Below are 18,107 nucleotides of genomic sequence, written 5' to 3'. Positions count from 1 at the left end.
GTCACATCCGCTCGGGCGCGCTCACACCCAACAGATCCAGGCCGTTGCGCAGGACCTGCCCGGTCGCGTCGTTGAGCCACAGGCGCGTGCGGTGGAGATCTGTGACCTCGTCGTCGCCGAGCGGGATCACGCGGCAGTTGTCGTACCAGCGGTGATAGAGGCCCGCGAGTTCCTCCAGGTACCGGGCGATGCGGTGCGGTTCACGCAGGTCGGCGGCGAAGGCCACCAGTCGCGGGAACTCCTGGAGGGCGCCCAGCAGCGCCGACTCGGTCTCGTGCGTGAGCAGCTCGGGCGCGAACGCGGTGCGCTCCACTCCGGATGCAGCCGCATTGCGCGCGACGTTGTGGGTGCGCGCGTGGGCGTACTGCACGTAGAAGACGGGGTTGTCGTTCGTGCGCTTCTGCAGAATCTCGGGGTCGAGCGTGAGCGGAGAGTCGGCGGGGTATCGCGCCAGCGAGTAGCGCAGGGCGTCGGTACCTAGCCAGGCACGCAGGTCGTCGAGCTCGATGATGTTGCCCGCGCGCTTGGAGAGCCGGGCGCCGTTGATCGAGACGAGCTGCCCGATCAGCACCTCGATGTCCTTCTCCGGGTCATCGCCCGCCGCGCCCGCAAGGGCCTTGAGCCGGTGGACGTAGCCGTGGTGATCGGCGCCGAGCAGGTAGATCTTGTGCGCGAATCCGCGGTCACCCTTGTTGAGGTAGTACGCCGCATCCGCTGCGAAGTACGTGTACTCGCCGTTGGAGCGGCGGATCACGCGGTCTTTGTCGTCGCCGAAGTCGGTCGTGCGCACCCATACCGCGTCGTCCTGTTCGAACACGTGCCCCTGTTCCCGCAGGCGCTCGACCGCCTCGTCGACGAGGCTGGGCGATCCGGCGTGCAGCACCCGCTCGGAGTACCAGACGTCGAAGTGCACGTTGAACTGCTCGAGAGAGGACTGGATCTCACCGAGCTGCAAGGCGTACGCGAGTTCGGTGGTGAAAGCCAGCTGCTCCTCCGGCGACGCGAACAGCACACCGCCGGGCTCGCCGTTGAAGTCCGCCGTGCGCACGCGCTCGGCGAGGTCCTGGATATAGGCGCCGACGTAGCCGTCCTCCGGAGCGGGCTCGCCCTTCACTGCGGCGAGCACGGAGCGGCCGAAGCGCTCCATCTGCGCTCCCGCGTCGTTGATGTAGAACTCGCGCACGAGGGTCGCGCCGCTCGCCAGCAGAAGACGCGCGATGGCGTCGCCGAGGGCAGCCCAGCGGGTGTGGCCGATGTGGAGCGGACCGGTCGGGTTCGCGCTGACGAACTCCAGGTTGATCGAGTTGCCGCGCTGGGTCGTGTTGGAGCCGAACGCCGCCCCCGCCTCGACGATCACTCGCGCGAGCGCACCGGCGGCAGCGGCATCCAGACGGATGTTGATGAACCCCGGACCGGCGATCTCGACGGAGGCGACTCCGGCGACCTCACCGAGCGGCCCCGCGATCTCCGCAGCCAGCTCACGGGGGTTCGCGCCCACCTGCTTCGCGAGCTTGAGGGCGATGTTGGATGCCCAGTCGCCGTGGTCACGATTCTTCGGGCGCTCGAGGACGATGTCCGACACCGCGACCTCGACGCCGGGACGTCGCGCCTCGATGATCGGTGCGACGACGGCGTGCAAGGCGGCGGAGAGCTGTTCGGGATCCATAGGCGTCCCATTCTACGTTCGTCCGCAGCCGCGCCCCGGGCACAGCCCGCAGGGCGTTCAGGACATCGCCACGAGCGACGCGTGATCGTCGATCAGGGCGGGCGAGTCCTGCACGGTCGCGTCCACGTCGAGGCGCTCCAAGCCGACGTATCCGCCGTGGTAGCTCAGGAACGCGCAGTCCGCCGCATCCCGCCCCGTCCCGATCCGCACGAGCGAGGTTCGCGGGGCGAGCCGGGTGGCATCCACGACGCACCATTCGCCCTCGACGAGCACCTCGGCGACGGCGTGGAAGTCCATGGGATCGAGGCGCGGCGCGTAGCAGGCGACGTACCGCGCCGGCACGTCCATGGCCCGCAGCAGGGCGATGACGAGATGGGCGTAATCACGGCAGACGCCTTGCCCGCTCGCGAGGGTCGTGACCGCACTGTCGGTGCCGAGGCTCATGCCGGGCGTGTAGGTGACGCTGGTGGCCACGAACTCGGAGACGGCCTCCACGAGCCCGCGGCCGCTCAATCCCCGGAACAGTCGCCGGGCGGTGGCGAACACCTCGTCCGACTGGGCGTAGCGACTCGGGCGCAGCGCCGCGATCGTGTCGATCTCCGTCGTCGCAGGCCCAGTGCCCGCCCCGACGACCGCCTCGTACCTCACCTGAAGGGGCCCCGCCTCACCGGTCAGACGGTGCAGGCGGTTGCCGACCGCATCCACGAGCTCCTTCGGCCGCACCTCATGCCCGTCCTGCACGACGCTCAGCCGCTCGCTCACAACGCCTGCAGATCGCGCCACGGCGATCTGCAGGATGAGGTCGACGGAGGAGCCCAGTTCGAGGTCGAGTTCGGCTCTCACAAGGCGCTGCACCGGCCCATCCTCGCACGAGGATCGAGCACCGAGGCCCGCCTCATCCATCTCGCGCCCCCGCGGTAGGCCGTCGCGCCGTACGCTCGTGTCATGACCCGACCCGCCCGGCTTTCGCCGCGCCGTACGATCGCCATGCTGGCGGCGGTTGCGGCGGTGATCGTGTGCATCTGCGCACTCGCGTTGACGCGCCCATGGGCGACTGGCGCGCTGCCGGTCAGCCGAGCGGATGCGGGCGGCACCGCCCCCGCTGCGATGACGACCATCTCACTGCCCGAGCATCCCCGCATCCTCGTTCTCGGCGACTCGTGGACGTACGGCTCCGCCGCCTCGACGCCCACACTCGGCTACGCCTATCTCCTCGGTCCGCTCATGGATGGCGAGTCGAGCGTGAACGGTTCGCGAGGCAGCGGCTACCTCGTTCCCGGCATCGACGGCGGCACCTTCCCCGAACGCATCGCCGAGCTGGATGCATCCGCCGCGCCGGATCTCATCGTCGTACAGGGCTCGATCAACGATCGGAAGGTCCCGCTCGACGGCTACGACGAGGCCGTGCGCACCGCGTGGGACTCGCTCGCGGCGACGTACCCCGAGGCGCAGATCGTCATTCTCGGGCCGGCACCGCAGATCCTGCCCGTAGAGGCGGCGACGGCCGAGATCGATGAGCGGCTGAGCCGTGCCGCAGCCGCGCGCGGCTGGGCGTACGTGTCCCCCGTCGCAGAGCGGTGGATCACACCAGAGAACTACGGGTGGATCATCGACAGCGGGCCGATCGGGCGTCATCACCCCACCACCGAGGGCCACGCGTACCTGGCCGAGCGGCTCGCTACGGCGCTGAACGGTCTGCGCGCCGACTGAATCCGCGGATGCGGGCGGGCATTATGCACCTTTTCGCGAGGCACGACCACCGCACCTCTGCGAACCCGACCCCTGGCTAACGTGAACGCCGGGGGCACGGCGACCCGCCGCGCCCGTGCCCGAGCGCCGGCCCCACCGTCGCCGTCCGGGAACCCACCTATCGGGCTGGTCCCGGGGCAGGAGTCGTGAACATGGGTATTGGAAGCGGAATCGCGCTTTTCGTGATCGGAGCGATCCTCGCGTTCGCCGTCAACGTCGACCTCGGCGGTTACGTCAACCTGAGTCTCATCGGGTACATCCTGATGGGCGCGGGTGTCGTCGTCTTCCTGATCAGTCTGATCCTCGTCATGCGTCGCCGCTCGAGCGTGTCCACCTCGCGCACCGCCGTCGACCCCGCCAGCGGCGAGCGCGTCACGACGCGTCGCACCACGGACAACGGCGAACCCCTCGCCTGAGTACGTGTCCGACATCCTCGACGCCGTTCCCGCCGGGACCGGCTCACTTCTCGCTGGCCGCTACCGGCTGATCGAACGCGTCGGCAGCGGCGGCATGGGCACGGTGTACCGCGCCCGCGACGAGCTGCTCGGCCGCGATGTCGCGGTCAAGCTCTTCCACTCGGAGCAGACGGACGGCGTCGAGGAACGTCGCAAGGTCGGCGAGGCGACCATGCTCGCCTCGCTCTCGCGCCCGTGTCTGGTCACGCTCTTCGACGCGTGCATCGGGACCGAGTCGCCGACGTACCTGGTCATGGAGTACATCGACGGCCCGACCCTGCGTCAACGTCTGATGGAGGGGCCGCTCGAGCGCGATGAGGCCGCCGCCATGGCGGGCGACCTCGCCGCCGCGCTGGAAGCCGTTCACGCTGCGGGCATCGTGCACCGCGATGTGAAGCCCTCCAACGTCATGCTCCGTGCCCGCGGTCGCGGGACGGCGAGCAGTAGCGGCCATCAGGCCGTGCTCGCCGATTTCGGTGTCGCGCATCTCGTGGACTCCACGCGGCTGACGACCCCCGGTGATGTCATCGGCACGGCCGCTTACCTCGCTCCGGAGCAGGTCCGCGGACACGCTCCGGTTCCCGCATCTGACGTGTACTCGCTCGGACTGCTTCTCATCGAGGCGGTCACGGGTCACCACCCCTTCGCGGACGCACCCGCGGCGAGCATGCTGTTGGCTCGCCTCACCCTTCAGCCAGACGTGCCGGCCGGACTCGGCTACGCGTGGCGCTCACTGCTCACCGCGATGACGGTGCACGATCCCGCTGCGCGGCCGAGCGCGAGCGAGGTGCTCGAGCGGACGCGTAGCCTCGCGGCGTCCGCGACCACGACCCGCCCTTTCGATGACGCGCTGCTGGTCGCGACCTCACCGATCACCGTCGCGGCTTCTTCCGGGCAGGTCACCCGACCGCTCGCTGCCCCGCTGCCTGCGCCCACGCCGCACCGGCCTCGGAATCGGCGGCGCGGCGGAGTGCTCGTCGCGAGCGCGGCCGCCGGCGTTCTCATCGTCGGAGCCGTCGCGGTGGGCATGACGGGCTTGCTCGCTCCGGCGCCGGTCGCCGAGGAGTCCGTCGTCCCCTCCCAGCTGGACACCGTCCCTGCCGACGACGGAACCGACCAGACGCCCGCCGAGACGGTGGAGTCCGAGGGTCAGAACGGGCAGCCGGCCGGCACCGATGCACCCGCCCCGGCGCCGACCACCGATCCCCAGCCGGGGCCGGCGTCGGACAACGGCGCCAATCGCGGCCCGGGCAACAACAACGGCAACGGGAACGGCAACGGGCCCGGAAGCGGCAAGAAGCCCTGACAGCGCAGGAACGCCAGATTCCGACGTCTTCCCGCCGTCCTCGACACCGTTGCCGATAGCGGACATCGCGGCACTCGACACTGGGTGTGAGAGACGAGGAACCCCGTGCCCTACGACATCGACGAACTACTGCGTCCGCCCACCGCCACCGCCGCACTCGCTCTCGAGGCGGCTGAACGGTGGTGCTCCCCCGCCGTGCTCCGACACAGTCTGCGCTCGTGGGCGTGGGCCCGCGCACTGGCGGATGCGGACGGCCTGGAGTACGACGCGGAGCTGCTGTTCACCGCCGCCGCGCTGCACGACATCGGCGTGGCCGAGCCCTTCGACGCGCACCGGACGGCGTTCGAGGGCGCCGGAGGCGCCGCGGCGTGGGTGTTCGCGACAGGGGCGGGTTGGCCGGCCGAGCGCCGTGTCCGGCTGCAGGAGGTCATCGAACGGCACATGTGGGTCGAGGTCGACCCGACCCTGGACATCGAGGGACATCTGTTGGAGGTGGCCACGAGCCTGGACGTCGCGGGCGTGGGCGCGTCCAGGTGGGACGCGCGGCTGCTGCGCGCGGTGACCGAGCGACTGCCGAGAGCGGAGTTCGCCCTCGAGTTCGACACGGCGATCCGGGATCAGGCCGAACGCAAGCCCGCCTCCGCCGCGGCGCGGCTTGCGCACAGCGGCCGCATCGCCGACGGCGAACGTACCTGGCTCTCCCTCGTGCGCTGATCCGACGCTCCCGGACCCGGTCCGCCGGTGGTCACCCGGCCTGCGCGAACGGGCGCGAGGCATCGACGATGCGCCGCAACGACACCGCCGCCTCCCACCGATCGAGCGCCCTCGCATCCGACGAACGCCGGATGCGGCGGCGATAGGCGGCGAGCGCCGCATCCGCTGCTCGGAGTCGTTCGGCGAACGCTGCATGCTCGATGGGAGTCGACGTATGCTCCGCGCACGCCGCGACGGCCTCGGCCAGCGCACGGCGCTGCCGATTCCCGAGTTCGGCATCGACGGTCAGTCGCGTGAGACTCTCGGCCAGCTCGCCGGTCGCCGCGGCGACGGCGCGCAGCGCGTCGAGGCGCCGTCGCCCCGTCTCCACATCCGCACGGGCATGCCGCGCCCGGGGATTGCCGCGTTGGGATCTGACGGCCTCGGCCACCTCGGCCGCCACGGCGTCGGCCGTCGCCGTCAGCTCGGCGATCCGATGCCGCAGTCGCTCGGCGTCCACCGCGCGCTCGCCCAGCGCGTGAGCCGCATCCCGGAGAACCTCGCCGATCTCGTCGCGCAGTGCGTTCAGGCGTGCGGTCGCTCGCCCGATGTAGAGCGGCGGCACGACCACCAGATTGACCACGAGACCGACGAGGACGCCGAAGGCGGTGGTGATCAGGTACGACGATGAATAGCTCTGAACGTCGGCGTTACCCACGAGCAGGACGAACAGTGCGGCGATGGGGATCCAGTCCCGCCCGCTGCCGAGCACGCTCAGCCCGGCGCAGATGGTTCCCACACCGGTCACGAGCGCGACCGCCATCAGACTGGGGGCGCCCGCGATCAGCAGAGCGATGCCGACGAACCCCAACGCGATTCCCACGGCGAGTCCGGCCAATGTCTCCAACCCGGCTCGCACCGAGCCCGCCAGCGTCGAGTACATGCTGATGAGCACGCCCAACGGGGCGTAGTACGAGTACTCGCTGTCGGTGAACGGCACGAAGGGCGCCAGCATCCAGGCGATCGCGGCGGCGCCCGCCACCTTCGCCGCGAGAAGCAGACGCGGTGGATCCAGCAGCTCGGACAACCGACGGCTCAGATCGAGCGCGGGGCGGGGCATCCCCCGACCGTAAACAAGCACCGAGGTCTGCGGAGGGGCCTTGACGGGCGCGGCGCACGCTGCGCACGCGCTCGGGCACGCGCTACCAGGACCTGCGTCGGTCGACAACCCCGTCGTCGCCGGCCGGACCCGGTCGCAGGGTGGGGCCCATGCGAGCGATGACCTACCGGGGCCCCTACAAGGTCCGCGTCGAAGAGAAGCCCGATCCGCGGATCGAGCACCCCAATGATGCGATCGTGCGCGTGGAACGCGCCGCGATCTGCGGGTCGGACCTCCATCTCTTCCACGGCATGCTGCCCGACACACGCATCGGGCACACGTTCGGGCACGAGTTCATCGGACGCGTCGAAGAGGTGGGACCGTCGGTGCGCAACATCTCGGTCGGCGACCGGGTCATGGTGCCGTTCAACATCTTCTGCGGCACCTGCTTCTTCTGCGCGCGCGGCCTCTTCTCCAATTGCCACAACGTGAACGCGAACGCGACGGCCGTCGGCGGGATCTACGGCTATTCGCATACCGCGGGAGGCTTCGACGGCGGCCAGGCCGAGCTCGTGCGCGTCCCCTTCGCCGACGTGGGTCCCGCAGTCATCCCCGAAGGCCTGCACGACGAGGATGCGCTCCTGCTGACGGATGCGTTCGCCACCGGCTACTTCGGCGCCCAGCTCGGCGACATCTCCGAGGGTGACGTCGTCGTCGTCTTCGGAGCAGGTCCCATCGGACTCGCGGCTGCGCGCTCGGCCTGGCTCATGGGCGCGGGACGGGTGATCGTCGTCGACCACCTTCCGTTCCGCCTCGAGAAGGCCGAGCAGTTCGCCTTCGCCGAGACGGTGGACTTCCGCGAGCACAAGGACGTCGTCGTCGCCCTCAAGAAGCTCACCGACGGACTCGGCGCCGATGTGGTCATCGACGCCGTCGGCGCGGAAGCGGACGGCCACCTGGTCCAGCACGTGACCTCGGCCAAACTGAAGCTTCAGGGCGGCTCCCCCATCGCGCTGAACTGGGCCATCGACAGCGTCCGGAAGGGCGGACGCGTCTCCGTCATGGGCGCATACGGTCCGATGTTCAGCGCGGTGAAGTTCGGCGACGCGATGAACAAGGGCGTGACGATCCGTACGAACCAGGCACCCGTGAAGCGCCAGTGGCCGCGCCTTATCGAGCACATCCAGGCCGGACGGATCTCGCCTCGCGACATGATCACGCACCGCATCCCCCTCGAGCACATCGCCGAGGGATACCACATGGTCTCGGCGAAGCTCGACGGTCTCATCAAGGCCGTCATCCTGCCGCCCACCTCGTGAAAGGACGACCACCATGCCCTACACCGCCGCTCACCCGCCCGTTCCCTCCTCCGACGAGCTTCGCGACCGCATCCCGGGATGGGGCGCCGATCTCGACCATGCCGATCGCCCCTCCGTCCCTCAGGAGATCGACGCCCTGGCAGAGAGCGGAGCCTGGTGGGACGAGCCGGAGCGCCAGAAGGAGCAGGAACCGCGGGAGCGTTCGCTCGAGCACGAACACCTGCCCGCGGTCTTCGGTACGGCGCAACCGCTGCACGGGCTGTCCGGCGCCATCCGGCGTTACGCCTACGGCCGTTTCAGCGAAGCGCGCGCCGCACACTGGCTGCTGCTGATCGGCGCAGACCGGGTCGAGGCAGCCGGCGCGCACCTGCGCTCCCTCAGCACCGCGCGCCCCGACAATCCGCTCACCGAGACCGGGATCGCGGCCGAGATCCGGCGCTCCCCACTGGCATCGCGCAAGGGGCGGGTGGACACGCGGCACGCCTGGATCGATCCCCTGCTCGTCGCTGGACCGTGGCTCGCCGGAGGGCTTGCCGTCGTCTGGGTCGCGCGCCGAGCCTTGCGCCGCCGCTGATCCCGCTGGGCACCCGAGGTGCCTTCAGCTCGATCTCGGGGCATGAAGAAGGCCCCGATCCGCTGAAGGATCGAGGCCTCTCGTACGCCGTGCCCCCGGAGGGATTCGAACCCCCGACCTACGGTACCGGAAACCGGCGCTCTATCCCCTGAGCTACGGAGGCGTACCGATCGAGACTATCACCGCCCGCTCCCGCGACGTGACGACAGGTCAGGGGTATCCGCGGGTCCACAGGCCGTAGACGGCGAAGAACTGCAGCACGACGAGGGCGATCAGGATGCCGTTGCGCACTCGGCGCGATGAGGACAGCCGCTCATGGGCGAGCAGCGGCGACATCGGCATCAGCAGGCGGAACGTGCTGGCCTGGGGCAGGAACACGCCGAAGATGTAGAGCCCGTAGCTGAGGCCGTACGCCGCGACCACGATGCCGAGCTTGCGCACGGGTCGCGACCACATCAGCAGGGCAAAACCCACCATGAGCCCGATCACCAGAAGCCAGCCGAACACGCTCAGGTACTCACCCATGAATCGGAACCACGGAGTGAGGGGCAGGAAATCGCCGTTGCCGACGAACGGGCGCCACCAGGCTGTCTCCGTGAGCACGTAGGCGTGCGGGGTTCCGGTCGCCGCATCCGCGATCCACGACCATGCGAGTCCGGCGATCGCGGTGACGCCGCCCGCGACGAGCAGTCCGACGACTTCGCCACGAGGGAACGGATCGACCTTCCGGCGCCACCAGCGCACGAGGAAGACGATGCCCAGCGCGAGGGCGAGAGCCAGGGCTCCTGGCCGTGTGAACGCCGCCACCAGTGCGATCGGGGTGATCCACACATACTTCCGCTTCACGGCCAGCAGGAGTGCGGCGAAGGTGAGCGTCAGTACGAGAGATTCCGCGTAGGCGATGACGAACACGAACGACAGCGGTGCGAAGGAGAAGAAGATCACTGCCCACTTCGCCTGGCGCGGCGAGGTGACGGCGCGCAGCAGCAGGAACAGCAGCACCGTTGCGGTGGCGCTGAAGAAGATGCTGAGCCCGATTCCGGCCGCACGCCAGTCGGAACCGACGAGATCGCCGACCAATCGTTCGAGCCAGGGATAGATCGGCAGGAAGGCCCAGTCGTTTTCGAGCACGTTGCCGTTGGGGCCGATGGGGATGACAGGCGGGTACCCGATCAGCGAGATGCGACCGTAACGGTCCGCGTCCCATCCCGTCAGGAAGGCGGCGAACGTGCCGACCGGTCGGTCCTGCGCGCCGAAGCCCCATCCAGCGGCCGTGGACACCAGGTACCAGAAGAGCAGGAACGCCAGGTTCATCCCGCGGGCGATCGCCCAGTAGCCCAGAACCTGCGCGAGCTCGATCCGTCGGACCGCGCGCACGGCCGGATCGGGGCGGGACGCATCCTCGACCCAGCCTCGGACAGCCTTCACCGCGCGCCGCCACCGCGGCGTACGCGTGCTCTCCGAATCGGCATGCAGTTGCGAACCGGTCACCGTCACGACTTTCCTCTCCCCGCGTGGCGCGAGCGATCCTAGGCGAAGCGGCTATGCCGGCCCCCACAGGATGCTCCCATCTTCGAGCGCGGAGCAAAAGCCTGGGAACTCAGGATGCGTCGCCGGTAAGCTTCAGCCCGATCACGCAGCCGACCAGCCCGGCGATCAGCAGCAGTCTCACGATCGTGAACGGTTCAGCGCCGGTGGCCATCGCCCAGATCACCGTGAGCGCGGCTCCGATGCCGACCCACACGGCGTACGCCGTGCCGGTGGGGATCTCCCGCATGGCGAACGCCAGGCCGCCCATGCTCAACAAGAGCGCCACGGCGAACACGATGCTGGGCAGAGGCTTCGACAGCCCCTCGGACCGGCCGAGCGCGCTGGCCCAGACGGCCTCCAGCACTCCCGAGACGATGAGGACGATCCACGACATGACGTGCCTTCCGGCCAGTCTTGTCGCTCACCGGGTACTGATCCCTCGTCCGGGAGTCCGGTCGGGACTCGGGGCGAGCCTACCGGTGCCGTCTGAGCAGGGGCTCAGAGCAAGAAGAGGGCGTCGAGCAGACCGGGATTGTGTGCGTGGACCAGCACGGCGAACACGACCGCGTCGAACAGCAGGTGCACCGTGACGACGTAAGCGAGGGAACGGGTACGCAAGAAGATGTACCCCTGCAGCAGGGCGAAGGGGATGGTGAGAACAGGCCCCCACGCGCGATAACCGAGCTCCCACAGGAACGAGACGAAGACGATCGCCTGCACGAGGTTGGCGGTCAGATCGGGCAGATGGCGACGCAGCAGCGCGAAGACGGTGCAGATGAAGAACAGCTCGTCCCAGATCCCGACCGCCCCGACGCCGATGAACAAGCGGGCGATGAGATCGGGCGTGTCGACGACGGGCCAGTTCTGATAGACGCCGGAGCTGATGAAGTAGAAGGGCAGGATGAGCCAGCCGAGCACGAGCACAGCCACCAGCCACACCCACTGGAACCGGGTCCATCGCCCGCCGCCGCGCCACGGGAAGCGGATCGCACGATCGCGGTAGACGAACCGCGACACGAGGTACGGCACCGCGACGGCTCCGCCCAGCGCGAGGGTGAATCGCACCATCGCGGCGTTGTCGAGCTCGGCGGCGAGCGGGATGGCGCTGACGATCAGCATCCCCGCCGAGATGAGCGATAGATCGCGCAGCAGCGACGCTTCGCCCCCGTGGCGCCGATCCGCCCACCAGGCCGTCACAAGCCCCGCAGCGAGCAGGGTCCACCCCAGCCACGGAGTGAGCAGCACGAAGAACGCCGGCGCGGCGAGCGCCACCAGCAGTGAGGCCGCCAGTGGCAGCGCCCGCAGCGGGATGCGACCGATCGTGTCGGCGGCGGGCACGTCAATCACCCGATCGTCGGTAGGCGAGGTCGCGGATCGCGCGCCCGACCCTCTCGCCCTTGCGCTCGAACGCGGTGACCACCCGACCCTCGAAGCGCGACGCCCAGTCACCCTCGAACGCACGGTCGAACACCGGAGCCTCATCGAGCACGGCGCGCATCTGCAGCGCGTAGTCCTCCCAGTCGGTGGCGAGGCGCAGCATCCCCCCGGGGCGGAGCGCGCGTGAGAGCGTGGGCACGACATCGGGCTTCACCAAGCGTCGCTTCGTGTGCTTCTTCTTGTGCCACGGGTCGGGGAAGAAGATCCACACCTCATCGACCGACCCCGCCGGCAGCAGGTGTTCCAGCACCTCGGGGGCGTTCGCCTCGACCAAGCGCAGGTTGCGGACACCGGCGCGATCGGCGTCGAGCATGGTGCGCGCGAGTCCCGCGCGGAAGACCTCCACCGCGAGGAAGTCGGTATCGGGTCGCGTGGTCGCCGCGTGCACGATGGCGTGACCCTGCCCCGAGCCGATCTCGACGATCAGCGGGGCCTGTCGGCCCCACACCGCGGCCGGGTCGATCCGCGCGTCGGCGGCGACAGAGGTGGCGGCGTTGTCCCGCACCACGGGCAGCAGCAGACGCGGACCGAGCTCGGACCATGCGCGCTCCTGCGCCTCGGACATCCTTCCGCTGCGACGCACGAAGGAGACGGGGCGATCGCGGAAGACGCCGGATGCGGGATCGGTCATCCTCCCAGGATACGAAGGGCCTCAGGCGGTCACGAAGTCGATGAGCTCTTCGACGCGCCCCAGCAGCGCAGGTTCGAGGTCGCGATAGCTGTGGACGCTCGCGAGGATGCGCTGCCACGCACGGGCGAGATCGGCCTTGTCGCGCGCCGGCCAGCCGAGGCCGCGACAGACGCCCGTCTTCCAATCGAGGCCGCGAGGCACCTCCGGCCACGCGGTGATTCCCACGGCCCGCGGCGTGACGCACTGCCACACGTCGATGAACGGGTGACCGACGATCCGCACGTGGGCGCCGTGCCGGCTGCGCGCGACATCCGCCGCGATCCTCGCCTCCTTCGATCCCGGCACCAGGTGGTCGACGAGCACGCCGTAGCGGCGCTCGGCCGTGGGCGGCTCCGCTTCGAGGAGGCCCGAGAGCAGGTCGACGCCCTCGAGGTACTCGACGACCACGCCCTCGACCCGCAGATCGTCTCCCCACACCTTCTCGACGAGCTCGGCGTCGTGCTTGCCCTCGACGAGGATGCGGCTCGGGCGGGCGATGCGGGCGCGCTGGTCGGCCACGGCGAACGAGCCGGATGCGGTGCGCGCTCGTCCGGCCGCTGCCGGAGCGACGGGGGGCGCCGCGAGGCGGACCGCCTCACCGTCGATGAGGAAGCCGGGGCCGAGGGGGAACATGCGCCGCCGGCCGGCGCGATCCTCGAGCTCGACGAGCCCGCCCTCGACCGAGGTCACGGCGCCGCAGAACCCGTCCTCGGCGACCTCGACGACCGTGTCGCGCTCGGCGGGGACCTCGGCGAGGGTCTTCGTGTTCCGCTCTCGCCATCCGGCGGCGAGCACATCCGTGGGGTACCGGTCATCCATAACGCCGAGCAGCGTAACCAGCGCGAGCATGCATATCCGGCAGCGACCCGCATCCATGGCGCACACAGACTCGCCCTCAATAGACTCGGACGAGGGCGGAGTCCGCCCCCGAGGGAGGCCATCGATGCGACCACGCTGGGCATATGCACTGGTGGCCGCGCTGGCCGCGGTCTTCCTGGTTGCGAGCCCGGCCGCCGCGACGCCTCCGGTTCAGCTCGGCGCCTCCTACGTCAGCGACGAGGCCGGGGTCCTCGGCGACGCGGAACGCGCCCAGGTGGAGGATCGTCTCGAGCAGCTCGCCGAGGCCGACAACCTCAATCTGTGGGTCGTGTACGTCGACCGCTTCAGCAACCCGTCCGACGCGAAGGAGTGGGCGACCCAGACGGCCGAGCAGGGTGGGCTCGGCCCCAACCAGTACCTGCTGGCCATCGCCGTCGACGCCCGTCAGTACTGGATCTCGAGCGACACCTCGGGTCCGCTCGACGCGAATCAGATCACGACGGTCGATCAGGACTGGGTGTATCCGGCTCTTCGCGACGGCGACTGGGCGGGCGCCGCGATCGCCGCGGCCGACGGCATGTCCGCGGCCCGTAGCGGGGCCGCCGCCGGCGGTGGGTCCGCCGGCGGCGGCGCGCCCGGCACGGGATCCTCGGGCTCCTCTGACTCCGGCGGGGCGGTGGGCATCGTCATCATCGTCGTCTCCGTTCTGGCGCTGCTGGCGGTCGGCACGTACTTCGTCATCCGCGCGGCTCGGCGGCGCGCCGCATCCCGCCCCGCGGAGAGCACGGAGGATCTCGGCAAGCGCGCGGCCGCGGCCCTCGTCGCCGCCGACGACGCCCTGCGCGAGGCAGAGCAGGAGCACGGCTTCGCCGCCGCGCAGTTCGGCGAAGAGGCCACGAGAGGACTCCGCGAGGCTCTGACCACGGCGCGTACAGAGCTGGATCAGGCGTTCACCCTGCGCCAGCAGCTGGACGACGAGATCCCCGACACCGACGAGCAGGTGCGTGCGTGGCACGAGCAGACTCTGCAGCTGGCCACCTCGGCCGATCAGCGCGTTCAGACTCAGCTCGAGGCGTTCGCCGATCTGCGACGGATCGAACAGCATCTTCCCGCGACCCGGGAGCGGCTCCGCATGTCCCGGGCCGAGGCGGCTCCAGCCCTCCAGAGCGCTCAGGAGCGCTTCACCGAGCTGACCGCCTCGTACCCGGCCGCGGCCCTGAGCACCATCGGCGACAACACGGCACAGGCCGCTGACCGGCTCGCTCTCGCCGATGCACAGCTCGCCGCCGCCGAAGCCGCGGTGGCCGCCGGCGACACCGGGAAGGCCGCCGTCGCATTGCGCACCGCCGAGCAGGCCATCGCGCAGGCGCGACAACTGGCCGATGCGGTCGGCGCGCACGGCGACCGCATCGCCGCCGCCGCATCACAGATCCCGGCGCTGCGCGCCGAACTCACGCGGGACCTCGCCGCGGCCGGGCCCTTGCCCGACCCCGACGGGGCACTCGCCGCCGCGTCCGCGGCCGCTCGCGCGCAGCTCGACGCGCCCGCCGAGGATCCGGTGGCGACCCTCGCGGCACTGCAGCGGGTCGACGACGAACTCGACGCCCTGCTGCGCTCTGCACGCGACGCGGCGGCCCGCGCCGAGCATGCACGTCAGGTGCTGCCACCGACGCTCGCGCACGCGCAGGCCCAGATCGGGGCCGCCGAGGACTTCATCTCATCGCGCCGAGGCGCGGTCGGCGCCACAGCCCGCACCCGCCTGGCAGATGCGCGCGCGTCGTTCGCCCTGGCACAACAGCAGGCTCAGGCGGCGCCCGAGCAGGCACTGGATGCGGCCTCACGCGCCGCCCGTCTCGCGGCCGACGCCATCTCCGCCGCCCAGTCGGACGTCTCCGGCTTCTCCGGAGGATCCGGCGGCGGGGGCGATTTCGGCGCAATGCTCGGCGGCATCCTCATCGGCTCCGCGCTGGGCGGCGGTCGCCGGCGCAGCGGCGGCTTCGGCGGGGGCTTCGGCGGCGGGGGCTTCGGCGGGGGCTTCGGCGGCGGGGGCTTCGGCGGGGGCTTCGGCGGCGGGGGCTTCCGCGGCGGGAGCGGCGGCGGCTTCGGCGGCGGCGGTTCCCGAGGCGGCAGCGGCGGCAGATTCTGACGGACTTCACGAACCACGACGAAAGGAAACACGATGGCCAAGCAGTCCATCTTCGGACGCATCTCAACCCTCGTCCGGGCGAACATCAACGCGATGATCGACCAGGCCGAGGACCCGCAGAAGATGCTCGACCAGCTCGTGCGCGACTACACCAACAACATCGCCGACGCAGAAGCCGCGATCGCCGAGACGATCGGCAACCTGCGCCTGCTCGAGCGCGACCACCAGGAGGACGTCCAGGCGGCCGCGGAGTGGGGAAGCAAGGCGCTCGCGGCGAGCCGCCGCGCAGACGAGATGCGCCGCGCAGGCAACACGACCGACGCCGACAAGTTCGACAACCTCGCGAAGATCGCCCTGCAGCGTCAGATCTCCGAGGAGAACGAGGCGAAGGCCTCCGCTCCGCAGATCGCCGCGCAGACCGAGGTCGTCGACAAGCTCAAGGACGGCCTCAACGGCATGAAGCAGAAGCTCGAGCAGCTTCGCTCCAAGCGCAGCGAACTCCTTGCGCGCGCCAAGGTCGCCGAGGCCCAGAACAAGGTGCACGACGCCATCAAGAGCGTCAACGTCCTCGACCCCACCAGCGAACTCGGCCGCTTCGAAGACAAGATCCGTCGCCAGGAGGCGCTGGCCGCCGGCAAGGCGGAGCTCGCCGCATCCAGCCTCGACGCGCAGTTCGAGAGCCTCGAGGACGTGGGTGAGCTGACCGAGGTCGAGGCGCGCCTGGCGGCACTGAAGGCGGGTGGGTCGACACAGGGCGCGCTCGGCGCCGGCGCCACGGGCGATGAGCTCGGCCAGCAGCAGCAGCTGCCCCAGCAGCACCAGCAGTGAGAAGACGGAGGGGCCGCGCCAGGCGCGGCCCCTCCCCCATCCGGGGGTCGAGATGACACGGTTCCTCATCACGCCCGTGTGGCAGGGCTCGCCCTCCGCGCGCGCCATGCAGCTCGTGGACGGCGCGGAGGCCATCGCGGGCGATCTGCCGCGCGCGGCGTGCACGAGCGTGCCGGTTCCGCTCGGTGCGGGAGAGGCGCTCGGCACCGGCGTGCACCGCTACAGCGCGCTACGCCAGGTGCAGCAGGACCTCCGTGAGGCCCTCGCCGCATCCGACGAGCGCGCGCTCACTGTCGGCGGCGACTGCTCGGTCGGCGTCGCGGCCGTGGAGCGCTCGGCACGCGCCGGGCGGATCGCAGTCGTCTGGGTCGACGCGCATCCGGATCTGCACACACCGGAGTCCTCCTCCTCGCACGCGTTCGGCGGAATGGCGCTGCGCGCCGTGCTCGGCGACGGTGCGCCCGATCTCGCGCTGGCGGCAGGCACCGTCTCGCCGGCAGACGTCGTACTCGTCGCCGCTCGCGCCATGGACGAGGCGGAGCAGGAGTACATCGATGCGCACGGCATCACCGTGATCGATGCGGCAGCGCTTTCGGATGCGGCAGTCCTCGCCCAGACCGTTCAGGGGCTCGGTGTCGATGCGGTCCATGTGCACGTCGATGTCGACGCGCTCGATCCCGCCGAAATGCCCGGCGTGAAGGATTCCGAACCCTTCGGCGCCTCGCTGCCGGAGCTGGTCGCAGGCTTGAAGGCGCTGCGCGAAGCGGTGCCGCTGGCCGGATCCTCCCTCGCGGGTTTCGCGCCCGCATCCCCCGCCGCCGCGAGCGATGACATGGGCACTCTGCTGCGACTGGTCGGGGCCCTCGCGTGAGCGCGGCAAGACCTCCCGCAGGATGGCAGGAGCGCGCCGACCGCGCCGTGGCGCGGTCGCGCTCACTGGAGCGGTGGATCCCATCGTTCCTGCTCGACTCCCCGATCAGTGCGCTGGGCTACGCCTACGGGTGCGCGGTGGGGTGGGTATGGGGAACGCTCTGGAGCCGAGGGCGCATCGAGCGGCGCGGCCGCCTGTTCGTGTTCCGGGGGATGCCGTCGTGGGCGTTTCCGCGGGGCGGGGTGTGCGTGGGGCACTGCTTCCTCACCGGCGACGGCCGCATCGATGATCGGCTCATCGCGCACGAATCCGTGCATGAGCGGCAATGGCGCCGGTTCGGGATGCTGATGCCGATCCTCTACAGCATCGCCGGCCGTGACCCGCTGCAGAACCGGTTCGAGATCGAAGCCGGGCTTGCCGACGGCAACTACATCCCGCGCTGACTCCCGTTTCGACTCGCTCCGCTCACTCAACGACCGGAAGCCGCACCGGTCGTTGAGCGACGAGCGCAGCGAGGAGAAGAAACGTCCGCAGCGGACTGTGGATGACCGTCGCGGCCTGTGGGAACAGCATCCGCGCACGACTGCGGGCCTAGCGTCTGCACATGCCCCACGTGTACATGCTCGAATGCGCCGACGGCTCGCTGTACGTCGGCAGCACGGTAGACCTCGAAAGGCAGCTCGCGCAGCATCAGAACGGTGCGGGCGCCGCCTACACACGACGGAGACTGCCGGTGCGGCTGTTCTGGAGCACGGAGTTCGCACGCATCGATGAGGCATTCGGATGGGAGAAGCGCCTCCAGGGCTGGAGTCACGCGAAACGCCGCGCCTTCGCCGAAGGCGGCCTGGACGCCGTCATCGGTTGGAGCGCCCGCTCGCGGCGGGCGGCTACAGAGTGAGGAGCGAGCCCGAGGCGCCCGCCGCGTTTCGTCTCGCTCCGCCCGCT

Annotated in this window: 19 protein-coding genes, 1 tRNA gene and 1 riboswitch; of the genes, 11 read left to right on the top strand and 9 right to left on the bottom strand. The window is 70.2% G+C overall.

Annotation, left to right across the window (positions count from 1 at the left end; genetic code table 11):
* Position 1 precedes the first annotated feature (1 nt).
* Both PQV94_RS04765 and PQV94_RS04760 read right to left on the bottom strand, forming a co-directional pair.
* Positions 2-1,666, bottom strand: coding sequence for an arginine--tRNA ligase (locus PQV94_RS04765; protein WP_274287646.1), 1,665 nt, complete (start codon positions 1,664-1,666; stop codon positions 2-4).
* A 57-nt stretch (positions 1,667-1,723) separates the two neighbouring features.
* Positions 1,724-2,521: a transglutaminase-like domain-containing protein gene (locus tag PQV94_RS04760; RefSeq protein ID WP_274287645.1), complete on the bottom strand. Its 798-nt coding sequence runs from the start codon at positions 2,519-2,521 to the stop codon at positions 1,724-1,726.
* A 90-nt stretch (positions 2,522-2,611) separates the two neighbouring features.
* On the opposite strand from PQV94_RS04760, the gene PQV94_RS04755 reads away from it, so the two are divergent.
* The 4 genes from PQV94_RS04755 (at position 2,612) to PQV94_RS04740 (ending at position 5,890) form a co-directional block, all read left to right on the top strand.
* Positions 2,612-3,376, top strand: a complete 765-nt coding sequence (locus PQV94_RS04755; RefSeq protein WP_274287644.1) for an SGNH/GDSL hydrolase family protein — start codon at positions 2,612-2,614, stop codon at positions 3,374-3,376.
* Between the two features lie 191 nt (positions 3,377-3,567).
* Positions 3,568-3,831 (top strand): DUF6458 family protein, encoded by a 264-nt coding sequence (locus PQV94_RS04750; RefSeq protein WP_274287643.1) that lies wholly within the window; start codon positions 3,568-3,570, stop codon positions 3,829-3,831.
* A gap of 4 nt (positions 3,832-3,835) precedes the next feature.
* The gene (locus PQV94_RS04745) at positions 3,836-5,176 is read left to right on the top strand and encodes a serine/threonine-protein kinase (RefSeq protein ID WP_274287642.1); all 1,341 of its coding nucleotides are present in this window, start codon (positions 3,836-3,838) and stop codon (positions 5,174-5,176) included.
* 105 nt (positions 5,177-5,281) lie between these two features.
* On the top strand, positions 5,282-5,890 hold the full coding sequence (locus PQV94_RS04740) for an HD domain-containing protein (RefSeq protein ID WP_274287641.1): 609 nt from the start codon (positions 5,282-5,284) through the stop codon (positions 5,888-5,890).
* 31 nt (positions 5,891-5,921) lie between these two features.
* Here the strand turns inward: PQV94_RS04740 and PQV94_RS04735 are convergent, their stop codons facing one another.
* A complete protein-coding gene (locus PQV94_RS04735) occupies positions 5,922-6,989 on the bottom strand; it encodes an FUSC family protein (RefSeq protein WP_274287640.1) in 1,068 nt (355 codons plus the stop codon).
* Between the two features lie 149 nt (positions 6,990-7,138).
* On the opposite strand from PQV94_RS04735, the gene PQV94_RS04730 reads away from it, so the two are divergent.
* Positions 7,139-8,287: a zinc-dependent alcohol dehydrogenase gene (locus tag PQV94_RS04730; RefSeq protein WP_274287639.1), complete on the top strand. Its 1,149-nt coding sequence runs from the start codon at positions 7,139-7,141 to the stop codon at positions 8,285-8,287.
* Positions 8,288-8,300: 13 nt separating this feature from the next.
* The gene (locus PQV94_RS04725) at positions 8,301-8,861 is read left to right on the top strand and encodes a hypothetical protein (RefSeq protein ID WP_274287638.1); all 561 of its coding nucleotides are present in this window, start codon (positions 8,301-8,303) and stop codon (positions 8,859-8,861) included.
* A 90-nt stretch (positions 8,862-8,951) separates the two neighbouring features.
* Here the strand turns inward: PQV94_RS04725 and PQV94_RS04720 are convergent.
* The 6 genes from PQV94_RS04720 to PQV94_RS04695 form a co-directional block, all read right to left on the bottom strand.
* Positions 8,952-9,024, bottom strand: a tRNA-Arg gene (locus tag PQV94_RS04720).
* A gap of 47 nt (positions 9,025-9,071) precedes the next feature.
* Positions 9,072-10,358: a hypothetical protein gene (locus tag PQV94_RS04715; RefSeq protein ID WP_274287637.1), complete on the bottom strand. Its 1,287-nt coding sequence runs from the start codon at positions 10,356-10,358 to the stop codon at positions 9,072-9,074.
* Between the two features lie 103 nt (positions 10,359-10,461).
* Positions 10,462-10,785 (bottom strand): DMT family transporter, encoded by a 324-nt coding sequence (locus tag PQV94_RS04710; protein WP_274287636.1) that lies wholly within the window; start codon positions 10,783-10,785, stop codon positions 10,462-10,464.
* A gap of 9 nt (positions 10,786-10,794) precedes the next feature.
* Positions 10,795-10,858: riboswitch (guanidine-III (ykkC-III) riboswitch) on the bottom strand.
* Positions 10,859-10,889: 31 nt separating this feature from the next.
* Complete coding sequence (locus tag PQV94_RS04705) at positions 10,890-11,738, bottom strand: CPBP family intramembrane glutamic endopeptidase (protein WP_443192706.1); 849 nt, start codon at positions 11,736-11,738, stop codon at positions 10,890-10,892.
* Positions 11,731-12,459, bottom strand: coding sequence for a tRNA (guanosine(46)-N7)-methyltransferase TrmB (trmB, locus tag PQV94_RS04700; RefSeq protein ID WP_274287635.1), 729 nt, complete (start codon positions 12,457-12,459; stop codon positions 11,731-11,733). The genes PQV94_RS04705 and trmB overlap by 8 nt, the downstream gene beginning before the upstream one ends.
* Before the next feature lie 21 nt (positions 12,460-12,480).
* Entirely contained in the window at positions 12,481-13,317 is an 837-nt protein-coding gene (locus PQV94_RS04695) for a DUF3097 family protein (RefSeq protein ID WP_274288220.1), read from the bottom strand.
* 124 nt (positions 13,318-13,441) lie between these two features.
* Here PQV94_RS04695 and PQV94_RS04690 point away from each other — a divergent pair, with 124 nt between their 5' ends.
* The 5 genes from PQV94_RS04690 (at position 13,442) to PQV94_RS04670 (ending at position 18,060) form a co-directional block, all read left to right on the top strand.
* Positions 13,442-15,463 (top strand): TPM domain-containing protein, encoded by a 2,022-nt coding sequence (locus PQV94_RS04690; protein WP_274287634.1) that lies wholly within the window; start codon positions 13,442-13,444, stop codon positions 15,461-15,463.
* 33 nt (positions 15,464-15,496) lie between these two features.
* Positions 15,497-16,291, top strand: coding sequence for a PspA/IM30 family protein (locus PQV94_RS04685; RefSeq protein WP_274287633.1), 795 nt, complete (start codon positions 15,497-15,499; stop codon positions 16,289-16,291).
* Positions 16,292-16,343: 52 nt separating this feature from the next.
* Positions 16,344-17,162, top strand: coding sequence for an arginase family protein (locus PQV94_RS04680; protein ID WP_274287632.1), 819 nt, complete (start codon positions 16,344-16,346; stop codon positions 17,160-17,162).
* Complete coding sequence (locus PQV94_RS04675) at positions 17,159-17,605, top strand: Fe-S oxidoreductase (protein ID WP_274287631.1); 447 nt, start codon at positions 17,159-17,161, stop codon at positions 17,603-17,605. The genes PQV94_RS04680 and PQV94_RS04675 overlap by 4 nt, the downstream gene beginning before the upstream one ends.
* 161 nt (positions 17,606-17,766) lie before the next feature.
* Complete coding sequence (locus tag PQV94_RS04670) at positions 17,767-18,060, top strand: GIY-YIG nuclease family protein (RefSeq protein ID WP_274287630.1); 294 nt, start codon at positions 17,767-17,769, stop codon at positions 18,058-18,060.
* The last annotated feature ends 47 nt before the right edge of the window (positions 18,061-18,107 follow it).

Origin of the sequence: Microbacterium sp. Clip185 (assembly GCF_028743715.1) — a bacterium.
GTDB lineage: Bacteria > Actinomycetota > Actinomycetes > Actinomycetales > Microbacteriaceae > Microbacterium.
The sequence above is the reverse complement of the archived record's forward strand: the minus strand, read 5'-3'. Positions and strand labels throughout refer to the sequence as shown.